This is a genomic window from Campylobacter sp. B0100352/1 (genome assembly GCF_020135855.1).
GTDB lineage: Bacteria > Campylobacterota > Campylobacteria > Campylobacterales > Campylobacteraceae > Campylobacter_D > Campylobacter_D taeniopygiae.
Genome location: NZ_JACHTP010000017.1, coordinates 1 through 20,481, shown reverse-complemented (window position 1 = coordinate 20,481; position 20,481 = coordinate 1). Strand labels below are relative to the sequence as shown.

The 20,481-nt window shown below is 29.7% G+C and carries 21 protein-coding genes, 1 tRNA gene and 3 pseudogenes; 16 read left to right on the top strand and 9 right to left on the bottom strand.

Features of this window, described 5'->3' with window-relative positions; translation table 11 throughout:
• Positions 1-8: 8 nt before the first annotated feature.
• The 5 genes from kcuS to H2279_RS06005 all read right to left on the bottom strand — a co-directional run bounded on the left by kcuS (position 9) and on the right by H2279_RS06005 (position 4,886).
• A complete protein-coding gene (gene kcuS, locus H2279_RS06025) occupies positions 9-203 on the bottom strand; it encodes a KCU-star family selenoprotein (RefSeq protein WP_137624341.1) in 195 nt (64 codons plus the stop codon).
• On the bottom strand, positions 187-2,334 hold the full coding sequence (locus H2279_RS06020; protein ID WP_246023786.1) for a carbon starvation CstA family protein: 2,148 nt from the start codon (positions 2,332-2,334) through the stop codon (positions 187-189). Before H2279_RS06020 ends, kcuS begins: the two co-directional genes overlap by 17 nt.
• A 148-nt stretch (positions 2,335-2,482) precedes the next feature.
• A complete protein-coding gene (locus H2279_RS06015; RefSeq protein ID WP_137624342.1) occupies positions 2,483-3,412 on the bottom strand; it encodes a ribose-phosphate pyrophosphokinase in 930 nt (309 codons plus the stop codon).
• 121 nt (positions 3,413-3,533) lie between these two features.
• Positions 3,534-4,322 carry a CheR family methyltransferase gene (locus H2279_RS06010; RefSeq protein WP_337195916.1) on the bottom strand — a complete coding sequence of 263 codons (789 nt, stop codon included), beginning with the start codon at positions 4,320-4,322 and terminating at the stop codon, positions 3,534-3,536.
• A 15-nt stretch (positions 4,323-4,337) separates the two neighbouring features.
• On the bottom strand, positions 4,338-4,886 hold the full coding sequence (locus tag H2279_RS06005; RefSeq protein WP_137624344.1) for a CheB methylesterase domain-containing protein: 549 nt from the start codon (positions 4,884-4,886) through the stop codon (positions 4,338-4,340).
• 177 nt (positions 4,887-5,063) lie between these two features.
• On the opposite strand from H2279_RS06005, the gene rpiB reads away from it, so the two are divergent.
• From rpiB to ychF, 6 genes are read left to right on the top strand one after another with little or no spacing between them, the layout of a single operon-like run.
• A complete protein-coding gene (rpiB, locus tag H2279_RS06000) occupies positions 5,064-5,498 on the top strand; it encodes a ribose 5-phosphate isomerase B (RefSeq protein WP_137624345.1) in 435 nt (144 codons plus the stop codon).
• Between the two features lie 2 nt (positions 5,499-5,500).
• Entirely contained in the window at positions 5,501-5,833 is a 333-nt protein-coding gene (locus H2279_RS05995; protein ID WP_137624346.1) for a hypothetical protein, read from the top strand.
• Positions 5,830-6,378: an adenine phosphoribosyltransferase gene (gene apt / locus H2279_RS05990; RefSeq protein WP_337195915.1), complete on the top strand. Its 549-nt coding sequence runs from the start codon at positions 5,830-5,832 to the stop codon at positions 6,376-6,378. The genes H2279_RS05995 and apt overlap by 4 nt, the downstream gene beginning before the upstream one ends.
• Positions 6,379-6,386: 8 nt before the next feature.
• Positions 6,387-7,085 carry a DedA family protein gene (locus tag H2279_RS05985; protein WP_337195914.1) on the top strand — a complete coding sequence of 233 codons (699 nt, stop codon included), beginning with the start codon at positions 6,387-6,389 and terminating at the stop codon, positions 7,083-7,085.
• Positions 7,085-8,536: a leucyl aminopeptidase gene (locus H2279_RS05980; protein WP_337195913.1), complete on the top strand. Its 1,452-nt coding sequence runs from the start codon at positions 7,085-7,087 to the stop codon at positions 8,534-8,536. Before H2279_RS05985 ends, H2279_RS05980 begins: the two co-directional genes overlap by 1 nt.
• Positions 8,533-9,636: a redox-regulated ATPase YchF gene (ychF, locus tag H2279_RS05975; RefSeq protein ID WP_337195912.1), complete on the top strand. Its 1,104-nt coding sequence runs from the start codon at positions 8,533-8,535 to the stop codon at positions 9,634-9,636. Before H2279_RS05980 ends, ychF begins: the two co-directional genes overlap by 4 nt.
• Positions 9,637-9,651: 15 nt before the next feature.
• Here the strand turns inward: ychF and pckA are convergent, their stop codons facing one another.
• The 3 genes from pckA to H2279_RS05960 form a co-directional block, all read right to left on the bottom strand.
• Positions 9,652-11,226 (bottom strand): phosphoenolpyruvate carboxykinase (ATP), encoded by a 1,575-nt coding sequence (pckA, locus tag H2279_RS05970; RefSeq protein WP_337195911.1) that lies wholly within the window; start codon positions 11,224-11,226, stop codon positions 9,652-9,654.
• A 10-nt stretch (positions 11,227-11,236) separates the two neighbouring features.
• Positions 11,237-13,015, bottom strand: coding sequence for a biotin/lipoyl-containing protein (locus tag H2279_RS05965; protein WP_337195910.1), 1,779 nt, complete (start codon positions 13,013-13,015; stop codon positions 11,237-11,239).
• 160 nt (positions 13,016-13,175) lie between these two features.
• Positions 13,176-14,525, bottom strand: a complete 1,350-nt coding sequence (locus H2279_RS05960; RefSeq protein WP_337195909.1) for a sodium-dependent transporter — start codon at positions 14,523-14,525, stop codon at positions 13,176-13,178.
• A 235-nt stretch (positions 14,526-14,760) separates the two neighbouring features.
• Here H2279_RS05960 and H2279_RS05955 point away from each other — a divergent pair, with 235 nt between their 5' ends.
• The 10 genes and pseudogenes from H2279_RS05955 (at position 14,761) to H2279_RS05915 (ending at position 20,038) form a co-directional block, all read left to right on the top strand.
• A complete protein-coding gene (locus tag H2279_RS05955) occupies positions 14,761-15,111 on the top strand; it encodes a F0F1 ATP synthase subunit C (RefSeq protein ID WP_137624354.1) in 351 nt (116 codons plus the stop codon).
• A gap of 28 nt (positions 15,112-15,139) precedes the next feature.
• Positions 15,140-15,225, top strand: a tRNA-Leu gene (locus H2279_RS05950).
• A gap of 203 nt (positions 15,226-15,428) precedes the next feature.
• A complete protein-coding gene (locus H2279_RS05945) occupies positions 15,429-15,884 on the top strand; it encodes an Arm DNA-binding domain-containing protein (protein WP_337195908.1) in 456 nt (151 codons plus the stop codon).
• Positions 15,885-15,985: 101 nt separating this feature from the next.
• Positions 15,986-16,240: a tyrosine-type recombinase/integrase gene (locus tag H2279_RS08900; RefSeq protein WP_442862189.1), complete on the top strand. Its 255-nt coding sequence runs from the start codon at positions 15,986-15,988 to the stop codon at positions 16,238-16,240.
• Positions 16,227-16,643, top strand: coding sequence for a tyrosine-type recombinase/integrase (locus H2279_RS05940; RefSeq protein WP_442862188.1), 417 nt, complete (start codon positions 16,227-16,229; stop codon positions 16,641-16,643). The genes H2279_RS08900 and H2279_RS05940 overlap by 14 nt, the downstream gene beginning before the upstream one ends.
• A 599-nt stretch (positions 16,644-17,242) precedes the next feature.
• Entirely contained in the window at positions 17,243-17,584 is a 342-nt protein-coding gene (locus H2279_RS05935) for a hypothetical protein (RefSeq protein ID WP_337195907.1), read from the top strand.
• Positions 17,585-17,806: 222 nt separating this feature from the next.
• Positions 17,807-18,166 carry a hypothetical protein gene (locus H2279_RS05930; RefSeq protein WP_337195906.1) on the top strand — a complete coding sequence of 120 codons (360 nt, stop codon included), beginning with the start codon at positions 17,807-17,809 and terminating at the stop codon, positions 18,164-18,166.
• Between the two features lie 39 nt (positions 18,167-18,205).
• Positions 18,206-18,592, top strand: a complete 387-nt coding sequence (locus tag H2279_RS05925) for a hypothetical protein (RefSeq protein WP_337195928.1) — start codon at positions 18,206-18,208, stop codon at positions 18,590-18,592.
• A gap of 11 nt (positions 18,593-18,603) precedes the next feature.
• Positions 18,604-19,457: pseudogene (locus H2279_RS05920) on the top strand (hypothetical protein).
• Positions 19,442-20,038 (top strand): annotated as a pseudogene (locus H2279_RS05915) (cysteine peptidase family C39 domain-containing protein). The pseudogenes H2279_RS05920 and H2279_RS05915 overlap by 16 nt, the downstream one beginning before the upstream one ends.
• Positions 20,039-20,165: 127 nt before the next feature.
• Here the strand turns inward: H2279_RS05915 and H2279_RS05910 are convergent.
• Positions 20,166-20,481 (bottom strand): annotated as a pseudogene (locus tag H2279_RS05910) (hypothetical protein); the annotation flags it as partial.

The following is a 20,481-nucleotide window of genomic DNA, read 5'->3' as shown; positions in this document are numbered from 1 at the left end:
AGAGATTATCAGCATTTATTTAAGCCACCGCTATTATACTTTTTTTCTAAGCAATCCTTAAAAAACTCCCCTCTTGTTTTGGGAGTTTTTTCTGGATGCGATTTTTCCATATGCTCCAAATATTTATCATAACTTGAAAGTCCTACCAAAGGATGAAAAAACCTTTCAGTTTTTTCATAAATTTTTTTAAACTTGCTTAACATTTAGAGAGTTAAGATCAACATAAGGACTTTCTTTTAATGGAATTTTGATTTTTCCTATACAAATTCCTATACAAGAAATGATAACAAGCAAAGTTGTAAGCATAAAGAATATACATAAAACTGCATCTAAAACATTTCCAAACCAAGAATGAGATAAATTAGAAATTTGCTGTTCTTTTTCTTGTATTTGTTTTTCAAATTTTATTTGATCTTCTTGACTTGATTGTTGCTTTTGAGACTTAATTGATGCGATTTCATTTTCCAATTTTTCAATAGCTTTTTTATTCATTTGAGCTGTAGCGATATGACTAACGGTATTTTGAATTTTTGCTCCTTCTTCATAAGGCAATATCTTTTGGATACCTCCATAAAGAGTGGCAATTAATACAAAAATTGCTGGAGCCAAAGTAACCCAAAGGAATTTCTTTTTACCCATTTTCGCAAGAATGGCACTCACTAAAAGCAAGGACATACCGGCTAGCATTTGATTGCTTACTCCAAAAAGTGGCCATAAGGTATAAATTCCTCCATTAGGATCGATAGCCCCTTGATACAAGAAATATCCCCAGCAAGAAACACTGATAATAGTAGCTAATAAACCAGCCCAAACATTATGTATATTTCCTAAAGGTTTATAAACATTGCCCAATATATCTTGAATCATAAATTTAGAAGTTCTAGTTCCTGCATCAACGGCTGTTAAAATAAATAAAGCTTCAAATAAAATCGCAAAATGGTACCAAAATCCCATAAATTCAACGCCACCAAAAATTTTATGTAAGATTAAAGTTACTCCTAATGCAAATGTTGGAGCTCCACCTGTTCTTGATAATATAGTTTGCTCACCTATATCCTTAGTTAGCTGTGTAATTTCTTCTGGAGTCACTAAAAATCCCCATTCACTAATTACCTTAGCCGCATGGGCTAAATCAGTACCAATTAAAGCAGAAGAAGAATTAACAGCAAAATAAATTCCAGGATGCAAAATACAAGCACAAATTAAAGCCATGATAGCCACGCCACTTTCAGCAAGCATAGCACCATATCCTACAAATAAAGCATGTTCTTCATTTTCTAGCATTTTTGGACTTGTACCACTTGAAATTAAAGCGTGAAAACCACTTATAGCTCCACACGCTATAGTTATAAATAAAAATGGAAAAATAGAACCCGCAAAAACAGGACCAGTTCCATCAAGGTATTGATAATTAATTTTCGGCATTAAAAAATCAGGTGCAACAAATAAAATTGCCAAAGCCATTACAACAATAACACCCATTTTTAAAAAAGTCGCAAGATAATCTCTTGGCGCTAAGAAAAACCAAACTGGCAATAATGAAGAAATAAAACCATAACCCATAATCATAAATGCTAATGTAGGTTGATCGAAAGTAAAAAAATGTGCTAAAGTTGGATTAAGAGATACATCATGTCCATAATGGATAGAAAGAAGTAATAAAATAAATCCAATAATCGAAGCTTCCCCTACTCTTCCTGGGCGAATAAAACGCATATAAATTCCCATAAATATTGCTATAGGAATAGTCATTGCTATAGTAAATAATCCCCAAGGAGAATTAGCCAAAGATTTAACAACCACCATAGCCAAAATAGCAATGATAATAATCATAATTCCAAAAATAGCAAGCATAGCAACGCCGCCAGTAAATCCTCCCATTTCATCCTTGATCATTTCTCCAAGGCTGCGTCCTTTTCTACGCATAGAAATAAAAAGAACTAAGAAATCATGCACAGCTCCAGCTAAAACCCCACCAACTAAAATCCAAATCATAGAAGGCAAATAACCCATTTGAGCCGCTAAAACAGGCCCTACTAAAGGTCCGGCTCCAGCAATGGCAGCAAATTGATGACTAAATAAAACAATTTTATTTGTTGGAACAAAATTTTGTCCATCGTTTTCTATTTTAGCTGGAGTAGCTCGATTTTTATCAAGCCCAACAACCTTAAAAGCAATAAAACGTCCATAAAGTCTATATCCTATCATATAAATACAGACGGCTGAAACAACCAAATAGATAGCTGAAACTTTTTCGCCATTTTGCAAAGCCAAATAGCAAAAACAAGCGCCACCCAATAAGGCAACGAAAAACCATAAAATTTTTTTCAACACTCTAACTCCTTTTTAAAATGAAAAATAAATTATAATAAATAAGATATTAATTTCTTTTAAATTATCAAGGAGATGAAAAATATTTTTATAAAAATTTAGAGAGTAGTTTTGTAGAAAAACCTATAGATTTAAATCTATAGGAAAATTTTTAAAGAAATAAAGAATTCACACTCTCATTATGATAAACTCGACGTATCACTTCAGCAAAAATTGGAGCTACACTTAAAACTTTAATATTTGGAAGTTCTTTTCTTAAAGGAATAGTATCAGTTACCACAAGTTCATCTAAAACACCATTTTCGATTCTATCATAAGCAGGGCCACTTAAAACCGCGTGAGTGCAGCAAGCCATTACTGATTTTGCCCCTTTATCTTTTAAAACTTCTGCTGCCTTTACAATAGTTCCAGCAGTATCTATAATATCATCTACTAAAACAACTTCTTTGTCTTTTACATCACCGATGATATTCATCACTTCGCTTTCATTGGCTCTTTCTCTTCTTTTATCCACTATAACAATATCAAGGCCTAAGTGTTTAGCCACGCTTCTTGCTCTAGCAATACCACCAATATCAGGACTTGCAATGATAGCATTTTTAAAATTTTTGCTTTTAATATAATCATTAAAGACTATACTTCCATAAAGATTATCCACTGGAATGTCAAAAAAACCTTGAATTTGCCCCGCATGCAAGTCTATAGTTGCCACACGGTTAATTCCTGCAGTTTGAATTAAATTTGCAACCAATTTAGCAGTAATAGGAACTCTAGGATTAGCTTTTCTATCCTGTCTTGCATAACCAAAATATGGAACAATAGCTGTAATAGAATTTGCACTTGAGCGTTTTAGTGCATCAGTTAAAATCAAAAGTTCCATAAGATTGTCATTTGTTGGAACGCAAGTGCTTTGTATTATAAAAACATCTTTTCCTCGAACGCTTTCATCAATTTGCACACTAATTTCACCATCGCTAAAACGCTTAATACCTGCATCGCTTAAAGGCAAGGAAAGATATTTTGAAATTTGCCTTGCAAATTCTACATTCGCTGAACCTGAAAAAATTTTATAACCTCTCATAAAATAACCTTAATATTTTTAATAATAATCAAGAAATTGATTTTAATAAAACAAACGTTAAAAAATCCTAATATAAACTAGAAAAACTATATTTTTATTTTTAAAATTCTAAAAATTAATTTTAGATTTTTTCATAATAAGTTCCATGCGATGAAAAAACTTTCTTAAAAAAAACATTTTCTGGAACTAAATCTGCATTTCCAATATACAATCTCCCTTTATCTGACAAAATTCTATGAAAACGCTCCATAAGCTTAATTTTTGAATCATAATCAAAATAAATTATCATATTTCTTGAAACTATAATATCAAATTTATTCAATCTTAAAAATTTATCCTCAAAAACATTACAAAGCTCAAAATTACATCTGCATAATTCATGTTTATTGATGGTAAAAATTTCTTGATTATCGTTAGTGAAAAACCGTCTCTTTTCACTCTCGCTTAAACGATGCAATGTTCTTCCTTGATATTGACCCATTTTTGCTTTTTCAATAACATTTGAATTGATATCAATTCCTGTAATGGATAAATCTTTTATAAAATTTTGAGCTGCTAATATCGCCATAGAATAAACTTCTTCTCCGCTAGAGCAAGGCGCACTTAAAATATTAACATGCTTTTCAAGGCTTTTTACATAAAAAATAATCTCTCTAAGTTGTGCTAACTCTCTTAAAAAATAAGTTTCACCTATGGTAACAAAATCTAAGGTATCTTGCTTGAGTTGCCTATTGATTTTAAGCTTGCTTAAAAATTCAGCAAAACTTTTTGCCTGAGTTCCTGAAACAAATTTAGATAGTTTTAAAGCTAAGATATTTCTTTTTTCATTCAAATCTATACCGCTAATTTCATTGATGATTTGAATAAACTCGTTTAATTCTAATTCCGTAGGATTAATTTTTTCTTCCATAGTCAAAAACCACCCCTATTCTATAAAATTTATAATTTCTTGTTTAATTTCTTTTAAGCTCATAGGTCTTAAATTTGGATTCATATCTTTTGCTTTTTTAGGCATACCATAAACAACGCTATCTGTTTGATTTTCACACAAACATTTTACCCCAACCTTATATAACTCAAATAAACCCTTAGCTCCATCATCGCCCATTCCGGTTAAAATAATCGCAAGAATTTTATTTGTCTTAACCAAAGGAATTGCAGAGTGAAATAATAAATCAACGCTTGGTTTAAAACTTGTAGTAACATCTTTCCAATTTGCTATAAGATTTAAATTTCCCGATAGGGTAGTATTTTTTTGACAAATATAAATTTTATTTGCCAAAACTTCCTTATCATTTAAAGGAGCCACCTTGCTTAAAGCTTCTTTATCAAATTGATTCACAAACGATGGGATAAAACTAGCGCTCATGTGCTGTGCTATGACCACAGCCGTATTTTTTATATCTACATCATTTAAAAGAAACTTTAATTGATTAGGACCACCTGTAGAAGATCCTATAAGTATAAGCTTCATCTATTTCCTTAAAAATTTTAATATGTTATAAATTGATTAAAAAATTTATTTTATAATTTTAGCATATTCAAAGAAAATAAAAACTTAGTCTAAGAATTTATTTTAAAAAGCTATTTTTATATTTTATTATGCTAATATTATTAGCTATAAATATTACTAAAGTTTCGGGTTTGTGTTATGCTTAAAGAAAAAATTTATATCGCTAGTGATCATGCCGGTTTTGATCTTAAACAAAAAATCTGCACCTATCTTAAAGAAAAAAATATAAGCTTTGAAGATCTAGGAACAAATAATGCTCAAAGTTGTGATTATCCAGACTTTGCACATTTATTAGCTTCTAAAATAGACTCAAACTGCTTTGGAATCTTAATTTGTGGAACAGGTATTGGTATTTCCATAGCCGCTAATAGACATAAAAATATTCGTTGTGCTTTGTGTCACGAAGGTTTAAGTGCAAAATTATCTAGACAACATAATGATGCAAATGTATTGGCTTTAGGTGGGAGATTAATCGGATTAGAAATGGCTATTAATATAGTAGAAAATTTTATTCAAACTCCATTTGATGGAGACAGACATTTAAGAAGAATTCAAAAAATCGAGGTAAATTAACAATGTTTGCAAATTGGTTTGTTTTAACTATTCTCATATGTGCAACACTTTATCTTGTTGTAATGCTACTTTATTATAAAACCTTATTAAGCAAAGAAAAAAATTCTAAAGATTTTATAAAAACTAATCTCGATGATACAGAGATTATCATTAGAAAACTTCAGGTTCAACTTCAACGTAGCTTGGGAAATATAGATATTTTAACAGAAGAATTAAACAAAATCAAAACTGACTTAAGCTCTTTAAGGACGAGAAACTCTCAATATCGTTTAGAAAATGATAAATTAAGACAAAGAATCAAAGAACTAGAAGCAAAAATTGAGGCGTTATTATGAAAAAACTTACAGAAGAAGAAAAAAAATTTTTATCCGAAAGCATACGAGTTGTTCCAAATTTTCCAAAAGAGGGAATTATTTTTAGAGATATCACTACTTTATTAAACAATAAAAAAGTTTTATCTTTTTTACTCGATCATTTAAGCGAACGTTATAAAAGTATGGAATTAGATTTCATAGCTGGAACCGAAAGTCGTGGTTTTATCTTTGCAGCAATGCTTTGTGCAAAACTCAATCTACCTTTTGTGCCAATTAGAAAACCCAACAAACTCCCATCATCTGTTTTTACTTGCGAGTATGAATTAGAATATGGTACAGATAAAATACAAATTCATCAAGATGCTTTTAGGGATGTAAAAAATGCAAAAGTTTTACTTATGGATGATTTAATTGCTACTGGAGGTACAGCTATTGCCTCTTTGGAGCTAATAAAACAAGCGGGTGGCAAGTGTATAGAATCTTGCTTTTTAATCAACTTAAAAGACTTAGGCGGAATGAAAAAATTAGAAAAATATTGCACAGCCTATAGTGTATTAGATTTTTAAGGAAAAAAATGAAAAAATGGCTTAAAATATTTGCTTTTGCAATTTTAATCGCTATTGCGATTTATGTTATTTATAACTTTACTAAAAACGATTTTTCTTTAGAAGATTTTATTATAAAAATATGGGATAAACATGTTGAAACTTGGGGCTATCTAATACTTTTTTGCTGGAGTATTTTAGAAGGAGAAATTGGACTTATTTTAGCTGGAATTGCAGCACACGATGGAAAAATGAATGTGGCTTTGGCTATTTTTGTAGCAGGACTTGGAGGATTTGTTGGCGATCAAATTTATTTTTATATTGGAAGATATAATAAAAAATATATTCAAAAGAAACTTCGATCTCAAAGAAGAAAATTTGCCGTAGCACACCTTCTTTTGCAACGTTTTGGTTGGCCTATTATTTTCATACAACGCTATATGTATGGATTTAGAACAATTATTCCTATGAGTATTGGTATAACTAGATACAATAGTAAAAAATTTGCCCTTATAAATCTCTTAAGTGCGTGGGTTTGGGCTAGTATCACTATACTTTTAGCATGGTATTTTGGCAGCCTAATTCAAACCTTTCTTCACTGGTCAAAAGAATGGATTAAAGAATATTGGTATCTCGCTGTCATTATTGTCATTGCCTTTTTATCAGGAATGATTTTTATTTTCAAACGCATAGAAAAAGCGATATTAAGAGAAAGGAGAAAAAAATAATGCAATTTATTTTTGAAGATAAAAAACTCAACTCTATTAAAGCAGATTTTGAAGTTATTTTTATTCAAGATAAAAATTTAAAACCATATAACGAAGAAAAAAATTTTTTCAAATTAAATAATTTCAAAGGCGAAGGTGTCCTATTGGATACAAGAAATTATAAGCTTTTTATAGAATTAAAAGGTTTATCTTATGAAGATATCAGACTGTGCTTTTTTAATATTTATAAAAATTTAGAAAAATTAAATATTAAAAGTATTAAATTACCTAGTGTTATTGGAGACTGCACCGTAAGAAGTTTTTGCTCTTTGGTAGAAGGCGTGTTGTTTGGAGCTTATAATTTTAATAAATATAAAAAGGAAAAACAAACAAGTACGCTTGAAAAAATTATTATCTCAAGCCAAGAATTAAATGGAAAAAAATTTGATTTAAATGAAGCTAAGATAGGTTTAGAACGGGGGCAAATTTTAGCTCACGCTACTAATTTTGCAAAAGATATAGTCAATGAAATTCCTGAAATTTATACACCTTTAAAAATGGCTGAAGATGCACAAAAATTAGCCAAAGATCATAAAAATATCTCTTGTAAAATTTACGATGAAAAATTTCTTATGAAAGAAAAGATGAATGCTTTTTTAGCTGTAAATAAAGCTTCAAGTCTTCCTCCTCGCTTAATTCACTTAAGCTATAAAGCTAAAAATTCTAAAAAAAGAGTTGCCTTTGTAGGAAAAGGTCTTACTTATGATAGTGGTGGTTTAAGCTTAAAGCCTTCTGATTATATGGTAACAATGAAAGCTGATAAAAGCGGTGCTGCTGCTGCAATGGGAATTATTAAAGCTGTATCAGAACTCAATTTGGATTTGGAAATTCATTGTATTCTAGGTGCGACAGAAAACATGATAGGTGGAAATGCTTATAAACCAGATGATGTGTTAATTTCTCGAGAAGGAGTCAGCATAGAAGTAAGAAACACTGATGCAGAAGGTCGTTTGGTGTTAGCTGATTGTCTTTCATATGCACAAGATCTAAAGCCCGATCTTTTAATTGATATGGCTACTCTAACAGGTGCATGTGTGGTGGGTCTTGGAGAATTTACTAGCGGTATCATGGGTAATAATGAAGATTTACAAAATGAATTTTATCAAAGCTCTAAAAAAAGCGGAGAATACGCAACAATTTTACATTTTAATCCCTATCTTAAAGATCTGATTAAATCCAACATCGCTGATGTTTGCAATGTTGCATCAAGCCGTTATGGCGGTGCGATAACAGCAGGACTTTTCTTGGATAAATTTATACGACAAGAATACAAAGATAAATGGCTCCATCTTGATATAGCAGGACCTGCTTATGTGGAAAAAAATTGGGGATATTCAAATTTTGGTGCTAGCGGTGCTGGTGTTAGAATGTGTGTTAATTTTTTAATTCATCTTTTAAGGAAAAATAAATGAGTCTTTCAGTTGGGATAGTAGGACTTCCAAATGTTGGAAAATCAACAACTTTCAATGCTTTAACCAAAGCACAAAATGCCCAAAGTGCTAATTATCCTTTTTGTACAATAGAACCTAATAAAGCAATGGTAGAAGTTCCAGATGCTAGGCTTAATGAACTTGCAAAAATTGTAAATCCTGAAAGAATTATGCATTCTTTAATTGAATTTGTAGATATAGCAGGACTTGTAAAAGGAGCTAGTAAAGGAGAAGGCTTAGGAAATAAATTTCTTTCTAATATACGCGAAACCGAAATGATTTTGCATATAGTGCGTTGTTTTGATGAAGAAAATATAACCCATGTTGAAGGCAAAGTAGATCCTATAAGGGACATAGAAATTATCAATACCGAGCTTATTTTGGCAGATATTGAACAACTCAATAAAAAAATAGAAAAACTTACCAAAGAAGCTAAATCAAATCAAAAAGGCGCTAAAGAAAATTTAGAATTTGCCACTTTATTACTGGAACATCTTGATAAAGGCTTACCAGCTAGTTCCTATCCAGATAGAGAAAATGAATCCTATAAAAATTTAATCAAAGAATTAAGATTGCTTTCTGCAAAAGAAGTCATTTATGGAGCCAATGTTGATGAAGAAGGAATTAGTGAAGATAATCAATATGTAAAGGCTTTAAAAGAATACGCAAAAAAAAATAATCATGAAGTTATAAAGCTTTGTGCAAAAATCGAAGAAGAATTAGTTAGCTTAAGCGATGAAGAAAGTCATGAATTCTTAAATTCTTTAGGTGTTAGTGAAAGCGGACTTGATCAAATTATACGCACAGCTTTTTCTAAACTTGGACTTATTAGCTATTTTACAGCCGGAGTTGTAGAAGTACGTTCTTGGACTATAAAAAAAGGATGGAAGGCTCCAAAAGCGGCAAGTGTTATCCATAATGATTTCGAAAAAGGCTTTATAAAAGCTGAAGTAATTTCTTATCAAGATTATATAGAATACGGCGGAGAAACAAAAGCAAAAGAAGCTGGTAAATTAAGGCTTGAAGGAAAAGATTATATTGTAAATGATGGAGATGTGATGCATTTTAGGTTTAATGTTTAGATTTTCATCTAAACATTAAATTTTTGGACCAAATTTGCTAAATTCCAAACCTTCTTTTACATCTTCATAACGTTTAAAATTTTCTATAAACATTTTTGCAAGTTCGTTTCTTTTTAAACAGTATTCTTCTTTATCTTTCCAAGTATTAATAGGATTTAAAAGCAAACTTTCAACTCCTGTGATTTTTTTAGGGATAGCCAAATTAAATACTTCAAAATTTTCAAATTCACAATCATTAATACTTCCATCTAAAATCGCATTAATACAAGATCGAGTAGCTTTAATACTCATTCTTTGCCCTACCCCATAACTTCCGCCAGTCCAACCAGTATTGACTAGAAAAACATTCACTCCATGTTGATCGATTTTTTCTCCTAATAATCTCGCATAGACAGTAGGATGAAGCGGCATAAAAGGCTCACCAAAACAAGCTGAAAATGTAGCCTGAGGTTCCGTAACTCCACGCTCTGTTCCAGCCACCTTTGCAGTATATCCGCTTAAGAAATAATACATTGCTTGTTCTTTGCTTAATTTACTAATAGGAGGTAAAACTCCAAAAGCATCCGCACTTAGAAAAATGATATTTTTAGGATGTCCTGCTTTTAAAGTTGGTTCATGATTTTTAATATGATTTATTGGGTAAGATACTCTTGTATTTTCAGTCTTAGTTGCATCACTATAATCAACACTCTTATCTTCCTTTAAAACCACATTTTCTAAAAGTGCATTTCTTTTAATAGCTGCATAGATTTCTGGTTCATTTTTAGGGTCAAGATTAATAGTTTTAGCATAACAACCTCCTTCAAAATTAAACACACCCTCATCATCCCATCCATGCTCATCATCTCCGATTAATTTTCTATGAGGATCGGTTGATAAAGTTGTTTTTCCAGTTCCACTTAATCCAAAAAATAAAGCTACATCTCCTTTTTCTCCAACATTAGCACTACAATGCATTGAAAGTTTATTTTCAAGAGGTAGCCAATAATTCATCATGGAAAAAATACCTTTTTTCATTTCTCCACCATACCAAGTTCCGCCAATAACAGCGATATTTTCCTCTATATTAAATAAAACAAAAACTTCAGAATTTAATCCATCTTTTTTAAACTCATCATTGCTACATTTACAAGCATTATAAACAATAAATTCGGGATTAAAATTTTCTAATTCCTCTTGATTAGGCTCAATAAACATATTTTTTACAAAATGAGCTTGCCAAGCCACTTCGGTTACAAATCTTACAGCTTTACGGCTTTTTAAAGAAGCTCCACAAAAAACATCCTGCACATAAATATCTTTTCCATTGAGTTGATTTTTAGCCTTATTTAAAAGTTTGTCAAACAAATCTTTAGTTATTGCTTGATTTACCTTACCCCAAGCTATATATTTACTTGAAGACTCTTGTTTAACAAAATATTTATCTTTTGGACTTCTGCCAGTAAAAATACCCGTATCAACACTAAAAGCACCACTTTGAGTACATTGCCCCTCTTGATTGATATTTTCATGTTCAAACAATTCTTCATAACTTAAATTATGATAAATTTTTCCCGTATTTTTCAAACCCAAATTTTCTATTTTGTTCATTTTTTATCCTTTAATTGTTTTTATAAGTCGCGATGATTTGACCTTCGCTAACACTATCGCCTACTTTGATATTTACCTTTTCAATCACTCCGTCTTTTGGCGCACTAACTTCTATTTCCATTTTCATAGCTTCTAAAATAGCCACGACCTGACCACTCTTAACCTCAGAATTCTCATCAATATAAATCTTAAAAAGCGCACCTGAAATTGGAGCTTGAATTCCTTCAGAGGGATTAATGTTTTCAATATTATTTTGTACCTTTTCCATGCTTTTAATTTTAACTTTGTCATCAAACCCAGAGCTCACTTCAACAAAGTATTTATTTCCATTAACCTTTACTGTAAAATGATTTTCATCTACATTTTGTTTAAGCGTTGCTGAATCATTTTTGCGTATATTGATTTTAGCCTCTCCTTTTAAAAAGCTTATCCCTTTTTCTTTGCATGTTGCTACGATAAAAATATTTTCATCATTTACTTCAATATTTTCTTTTTCTAGTAAGTTTTTAATATAAAATATTCTTTTTGTTTCATCTTTGTCTGCTAAATCAATTGCTAATTCTTTTGTTGGCTCTAGTTTAAGTTGTTCTGCTGCAAGTTTTACAATTTCATCATCAGGTTTAACCGGTGTTTTTCCAAAATAACCAAGAACCATTTTACCGTATCCTTCGGCAATTTTTTTCCAAGGACCAAACATGACATTATTAAAAGCTTGTTGAAAATAAAATTGCGAGACCGGAGTAACCGATGTTCCAAATCCACCTTTTTCAACAACTTCACGCATTGCTTTAATCACCTCTGGAAAACGATCTAAGATATTATTATCTCTCATCATTTGCGTATTAGCAGTTAACGCCCCACCCGGCATAGGCGAAAAAGGAATTAAAGGACTAACTTTACCTGCCTCAGGAGGTAAAAAATAATCTTTAAGACAATCTTTTAAAATTTCTTCATATTTTAAAATTTTCTCCTCATCTAAACCACCCAAATCATAATCTTTTCCTTTAAGTGCATGTATCATAGTTAAGATATCAGGTTGTGAAGTACCTCCGCTAACAGGAGCTGCAGCTAAATCAATACCATCAGCACCTGCTTCTAAAGCTGCCAAATAGCAAGACACACTCACTCCGGCTGTTTCATGAGTATGAAGTCTTACATGGGTATTTGAAGGTAAAATTCTTTTTGCCATCTTAATGGTTTCATAGATTTTATTAGGATTTGAAGTTCCGCTTGCGTCTTTAAAGCAAATGCTGTGAAAAGGTATTTCTGAAAGTAAAATTTCTTTTAAAATCTTCTCATAAAAAAGCACATCATGAGCTCCGTGACATTGCGGAGGTAAATCCATTAAAGTAATGCAAATTTCATGTTTTAATCCATATTTAACAATGCATTCTGCGCTAAATTTAAGATTGTTAACATCATTTAAAGCATCAAAATTTCGAATAGTTGTTGTTCCGTGTTTTGCAAAAAGCTTTGCATGCAATTCCACAAGTTCTCTACTTCCAGTATCTAAAGCAACAGTATTAACTCCTCTTGCTAAGGTTTGCAAATTAGCACTTTCGCCCACAACTGAACGAAATTTATCCATCATATCAAAGGCATTTTCGTTAAGATAAAAATATAGACTTTGAAATCTAGCTCCTCCGCCAAATTCAAAATGATTAATTCCTGCCTCTTTTGCGGCCTCTAAGGCAGGTAAAAAATCCTTTGTTGAAATTCTGGCCCCATAAACCGATTGAAAGCCGTCTCTAAAACTCGTATCCATCACATCTATAAATTTTTTGGCCATGCTTTTTCCTTAGCATTAATATCAAAGTATTATACAAAGAAAATAATAACATTTCATGCATAATAAACAATAATCAAATAAAAAATTATTTAATATAAAAATCAAGCAAAAGAAACTGGAGAAAAAATTTTTAATTGGGCAAAATTTGCCCAATTTTGGATTAAAATTTTATATAAAATCCTATAAGTTTTGTTATTAAAACTACAAAAACTGCTAAAGGAGATATAAATCTTACAAAAATATACCAAATTTTAAAAAATACACCCCTCATATAAGGTTTAAATAAAATTTCTAAAGTTTCTCTTTTGATCACAAAGCCAACAAAAATTGCAATTAAAATTCCACCCAATGGCATAATAATTTTACTAGAAAAGCTATCTAATAACTCAAAAAAACTCATCCCTAAAATTTTAAACTGCGTAGTATCCAAAGAAGATAAAATACATAAAATACCTAAAATATATACAAAAATACCTATTAAAACCAAAGCTTTTTTGCGACTCATTTTAAAGGTATTGATCAGATAAAAAGCTGAAGGTTCTATCATAGAAACTGCTGAAGTAATACCTGCAAACACCAAAGAAATAAAAAAGGCTGCTCCAAAAATATGACCAACTAAACCAAGTTTTTCAAACAAGGTAGCTAAAGAAACGAAAACAAAACCTGGGCCTTGTTGATTTGGATCATATCCAAATTCAAAAATAAAGGTAAAAACAACAAGACCCATTAAAAGACCTGCTAAAAGATTGATAAAAATAATATTTAAAGTGCTTGTAATAAAATTAGTCCGATCTGGCAAACTTGCAGAATAAGTGATGATAGTTCCAACTCCCAAAGATAAGCTAAAAAAGGCAAGTCCTAAAGCTTCAAGAGTATTTGAAATATTGATTTTATGGAAATCAGGAATAAAAAGGAATTTTAAAGCCAATACAAACCCATCTTTACTCATCGCATAAATAAGCATTAAAATTAATAAAATAAACAAAGAAGGCATCATCCATACATTTAATCTTTCAATGCCGTTTTTAATCCCTTTGGAAACAATATAAAAAATAACAAAAAATACTAAAGTAAAACAAACAAATTGACTTAAAAAATCATGCGCTGTAAGATTTTCGAATTCAATTTTGCTTAGCTCTAAACTATTTGGTAATTGTCCAATCACACTTAAATATGCATATTTTACCACCCATCCGATCACTAAAGCATAAAAAGAGACAATTAAAATCGATCCTATCATAGTAAAACCTACAAAAGACCAAGCTTTTTTATATTTAGGTGCTAATTTCTTATAAGCATTAACAGGATCTTTTTCGCTGATTTTACCAATACTCAATTCAGCTAAAAAAATAACAAAACCAACCCCTAAAGTTAAAATAATATAAAGCAAAATAAATGCAGATCCTCCGCTTTGTCCTACAAGAGTTGGAAATTTCCATGCATTTCCCAAACCTACAGCCGAACCTGCAACGGCTAAAATAAAACCTATTTTTGAAAATTTAGAACTCAAAATACAACCTTAAAATATATTTTAAAACGCTTATTAAAGCAAAAAAAGTTTTAATCTTTTATGAAAGAATATAAAAATTAATAATTATTTCAATAAAAATAAAGATAAAACATGATAGCATTTCGGAATTAATTTTAAATCTTTAACATAGATATCAAGTAGGGATACGCAAGCCGAAAGTATTTAATCTTAAAGATTTGAAATAAATTTTTATTTAGGATAAAGGTATTTTATTATGAAAAAAATATTTTTTCTACTTTTAGCTTTTGCAGCGGTAGCTTTTGCAGCTGAAACAAATAATTTGGTAGAACAAGAAGCTATGAATACATGGATTAAAGCTTTTTCTGTTTTAGCTGCCGGTTTAGGATTAGGTGTTGCGGCTCTTGGTGGTGCTATTGGTATGGGAAGTACAGCTGCGGCAACTATAGCAGGAACAGCTAGAAACCCTGGACTTGCAGGAAAACTAATGACTACAATGTTTATTGCTTTAGCTATGATTGAAGCGCAAGTAATTTATGCACTTGTTATCGCTCTTATAGCACTTTATGCAAACCCTTTTATAAAATTTATTCCCGCTGCATCTTAAAAGATTAAGCCCTATTTTGGGCTTCTGTGCGGTTATGGTGGAACTGGTAGACACGCCATCTTGAGGGGGTGGTGCGCTCAGCGTGTGCGAGTTCAAATCTCGCTAACCGCACCATTTATACTATAATTTACTATAAGCAAATATAAACTACTATAAATATCAAACTCAAAAAAAATATTTATAAAATAGGACTTTGAAGCTACTTGAAACCTAAATTAAAGTTTTTTCCGTTAAAATCTATTTTGAAAAATTTTTCCTAACTTTTTGATTTAAAAATAAAAAGTTAGGATAAAATCAGTTCAAGGAATCAATTTTTAATGCTTACACAAAAAGATATAATAAATATTAGTCTAAAAGCTAAAAAATTTTTAGTTGGTGATGGTGATAATTTATTTGTTTTAGTTTATCCTAGTGGAAACAAATCTTTTGTTTTTGATTATAAAGATCCAAAAACAAGAAAACTGAAAAGAATAACTTTGGGACAATTTCCGCAAATGTCAATTAAAGAAGCTCGAGATAGAAAAAATGAGATAAAAATTTCTTTAAAAAACAGTGAAAGCATAAAAGAAAGAATAGAATGTACGACGAGCTTTAGAAATATTGCTGAGCAATATTTTGCTCAAAGAAATGATATAACAAAACGTACTCTCAATGAATCTATTAAAAGGATGGAAAATCATTGTTATGATCTTATAGGCGACATTCCTATTAGTTCCATCAAAAGAAGTGATATTTTAAACGTACTTGAAAAATTAAATTACAAAAAAATCTGAAGTTGGTAAAAAAATATTCACAACACTAGATTCTATACTAACCTATGCGGTTAATAGAGAAATAATTGAAAATAATGTTATGCTTGGTATAAAAAGAAAAGATCTTATTTATAATAAAAAAAACAAAACATTTTGTAACTATCACAGAAATTTCAAAGGTTAAAGAACTAATTGAAAATATTGTTCAATGTGATATAAATACAAAAATGGCAATTTTATTATCACTTCTTACTGCTCAAAGAAGTTTTACTATAAGAAGTGCTACTTGGAATGACATTGATTTAGAAAATGGTGTATGGAATATACCTGCCTCAAAAATGAAAATGAAAAAAAGCACATTGCATACATCTAAGTGATCTTGTGGTGCGATTATTAAAAGAATATAGACAAATAAGCCATCACGAATTTTTATTTAAGTCTATTAGAACAAAAAAGAGAGGTATTCCGCTAAATGAGATTTTAAGCGACAATACAATAAGAATGGTATCTAGGAGAATGGGATATTCAAATGAAGAATTTACTCCACATGGCTTCAGATCTATGTTTAGCGCCCTAGCTCATGAGAATATTCAAAATCATCAATTTAATAGTAATATCATAGAAATGTGTCTAGCTCATACAGAAAAAAACAAAGTTAAAGCTTCGTATAATTTTGCTCAAAACCTAAAAGAGAGAAAAGATTTAATACAATGGTATAGTGATTATTTGTGCGAAATATGCCCAAAATTAAAAGATTTTGTTTTGCTTGATTTTATATAAAAAGTATTGTTTTTTTGTTTTTTTTGTTCTGCATTTACAATTTAATTTAATTCTTGTTATGTTAGATTATATTGCTTTTAATACTTTCACTTATCATAGAAAATTCTTTTTTCAATTATTTAATAATGTAGCTTTGATTGTATCATTTATTACTTTTGTATATATAGTTTATTGTATTTAAATTCGCATGCCTTAGAATTCTTATAGCTAAAAGCATACCTAAAAACAAATGAAGTCCTTTTTATTGATTAAATTTAGCACAAATTACCTAAACTAACAAACGAAATCCGATAAATCAGTTTTTGAAAGGATATTGATTAGAATCTATTAGAACCTTTTGACAATTTAAAAAATATGTGTAATAATGTGTGTAAAAAATATTTTTTAATTTTGCACATACCTTTATTAAAGACGCAAGAGAACGAGCAAATAAATTTTAGTTCTATGTTGGTTTTAGAAGATCCAAAAAAATCTCTAACAAAAACGCAAACTCATATTATTACTTTGCAGAATGCTTTTGATGAGAAGCTTTTAAAAGAATTATTTTATATACAATAAATAGAGAATATACAGAATATAATAATATTATGAATTTAGATATGAAAGCTATTTATGGTTCTCACAAAAAGCAAAATCTTAGAGCTATTGTTAATGAAGAAAAATTTAAAAAATTATTATTAGCGATAGAAAATTACAATGGAAATATATTTACAAAAGTAGCTTTACAAATCAGTCCATATTTGTTTTTAAGAAGCGCCAATATTAGAAATTTAGAATGGAGTGAAATTGATTTTAAAAACTCAAAAATAAATAAAATGAAAGGAGGTGAAGATTTTATCATATTATTAAGTAGAAACGTTATAAAATTGTTTGAATTTATCAAACCCTTTTTCATTTCATCATTCAAAATATGTTTTTCTGAGCGATATAAGCAAATCTAAAACCATGAGTGAAAACACATTAATCAAGCTAATGGTTTTAGAATAACGGCTTCAACTCTTAAAAATTTACATAAGTAAAATAGTGGAGTCATAGAATTATGCTTAAATCATAGAGAAAGAAACAAAGTAAAAGCTACCTAATAATAGAAGCTTAAGATTAAACGATAGGAAGTTTTTAATGCAATGGTGAAGTGATTATATCGATCAATTAAAAGGAATATTATGAATAGTAAAAAAATATGGGATAGGATTGAGTTTTTTGAGTTTTTTAATGAGCAAAAGAATAGAAATAAATTAATCGAGGAATTAATTGAAAAGTTATATTTGTTCTCAAAAACAGACAAAAATGAACGAAAAATTCAAATTCTAATTCAAATTTACAAAGAAATTAATAAATACAAGAAAGATTCTACTTTTGATATTGAAGATATTGAATACAAAGAAGAAGACATTCTTGAAGATTTATATTTTCTACTTGCAAATATTTTTACATTTCCTACAGAACTGGTTTTATCAAGAATAGCAAAGTTTATAAAAACTCTTGGAGGAGAACCTAAATTTTTGCTAACTGAAATAAAGTAAGCAAAATATCAGAGTAGACTTTATTTAGAGTCTGCTCTGGTGCACAAAATTTATTCTCCAGGAAGCAATGCTGCTTTTATAGTATCATTTGTTGCTTTAGAATATATAGTAGTAGTTTTAATATCAGAGTGTCTTGTATTACTTCACAAAACAACTAATAATGGCAACGCAAGATATTATTCCATAGAAACTATACCCACTTTATTTAATAAATTCATTGTTGAAAGAGTATATGGTAATATAAGATTTCAAGCCTGCACAGGAAAAAGATGTAATGAATTTCTTCATTATGATGAAGCTTTATCTCTTCTAAATAAAATCAAAGATAAAAAGAGGTTATATCCAAAAAAAATAACTAAAAAATTTTTACTCATTCAAAACTTGGAACACTCTTTGCTTAATCTTTTTCTAAGCAATAAATTTTGAAAGGGATAGTAATGAGAAAAATTTTTCTTATTTTGGCAGTTTTAATAAGCTCTTTGTTTGCTAATGATGAGTTAAATATTGATACACTCTTTAAAAAGCAAATCGGATTAAGAAGTATTACAAGCTTTTCACTTCTTAGCACAGGTAATGCAAATTCATACTCACTTTACCCCAATATTACCATAGGCGGAGATCCTACAGTATGGAATGACACAAAACAAGTTTTTCTAACTCAAACTTTTATCTATACTTTAACTCCTAAATTCGACATATTAATTTCAGGAGGAGGAAGTTATGCCAGACAAGAATATACAAATTTTTTACAAACGAATATTCAGCTAAAAATCGTATAGGTTTTGATAATTTATGGTTAGGTTTTATTTATACAGGCGATAGCATAGCAGATTTTGTTCCACAAATCACTTTTCAAACCGCTATTGTTCAAAGAGAAAAAGCGATCAATCAAACAAAAAACTTTTATTTAAAATCACAAAGCTTGCAAGCTAGTTTAAGAGGGTATAGCGATCCTGTGGTATATAGCATTTATACAGGATTTGGTTATAATGCAAAAAGAAAATTTAAAATTGCTAATATAGAATATGGACATAGCATTTATATTGGGGGTAATTTATCTATAATTTTAAGTCCTAAAATCACTTTAGATCTAGGAGCTGAACAAAGATTTCAAACTGAACAAAAAATCAATGGGATCAAAAATTCAGAAATCAGATCAATCCCTACAATCAGTGCAGGATCAACTTATAGCATAGACTCTGATACGGCAGTATCCGTAAGTGCTAGTTTAGGAGGAAGTTCAGCCGCACCTGATGCAATTTTTGGATTAAGCCTATGGAAAAAATTCTAAAATTATTATCAATACTCATTATTTTGCCTTTATTTTTAAAGGCAGACTTTATAGTTAAATCCTATTCTGAAATTAAAAATAAAAACGTCATAAGACAAAGCTATGAAGAATCTTGCGGTGCTTCATCTTTAGCAACACTTATCAATATACTTGATGATAAAAAATTAAGCGAACTAGATCTTTTAAAAACCATGAGTGGGCAAAAACTATATACAGATATGGTAAGTTTTGCAGACTTAAATGATGCGGTTAAAAAACTAGGCTATGAAAGCAAATCTTATAGGATAGATAGAAAGAGTTTAGAAAAACTTGCAGGAATTCCTATTTTAGTAAAGATTGAAGATGATCCACGTTTTCCACATTTTGTGGTGATTATAAATCATAGGGGTGATTTTTTACAAGTACTTGATCCAAGTTATGGAGAATATATCAGTTCTAAAAGACAATTTTTTAGTGTATGAGATAGATATAAAAAAGGAGGATATGCTTTAATCATTGCTCCTAAAAAGAAATTAAAAGAATATAAGCTTAATATACCTAAATCTTTGAATTTCGATTTTAATCCTTTTAGCTTATATTAAAAAGATTATTTATAGGAGTTAAAACAACTCCTATAATTTAAATATTTAATCTTTAAAAACAAAAAAATAAATACTTGGAATAAAACTTAATAAGACTTTATTATTAAGCAAAAAACTCAACAAACTTCTAAACCTTAATATTCACACTTCTATGTTTAGTTTTAGTTTTAGAACTTAATTTACTAAGATGATTAGAGTTGGAATTATCATTGCTATTAGAATTGTTATTTGTATTGTCATTATCTATTTTTACTTTAAAAAGAATTTCTAATTCTTTTGCTAAATCAAATTTGTTTTCGAGAAGTTTTTTTATGAGTTCATTTCTTATATTATCATCTTTATAAGTTTCTTTGTTTTTACTTTCTGCTTGGATGGGTTTAAAAGATTTTTGAGTATTGTCATCTTGTATTTTTTTATTTTTATTATTTGAAATGCTTTGTCCA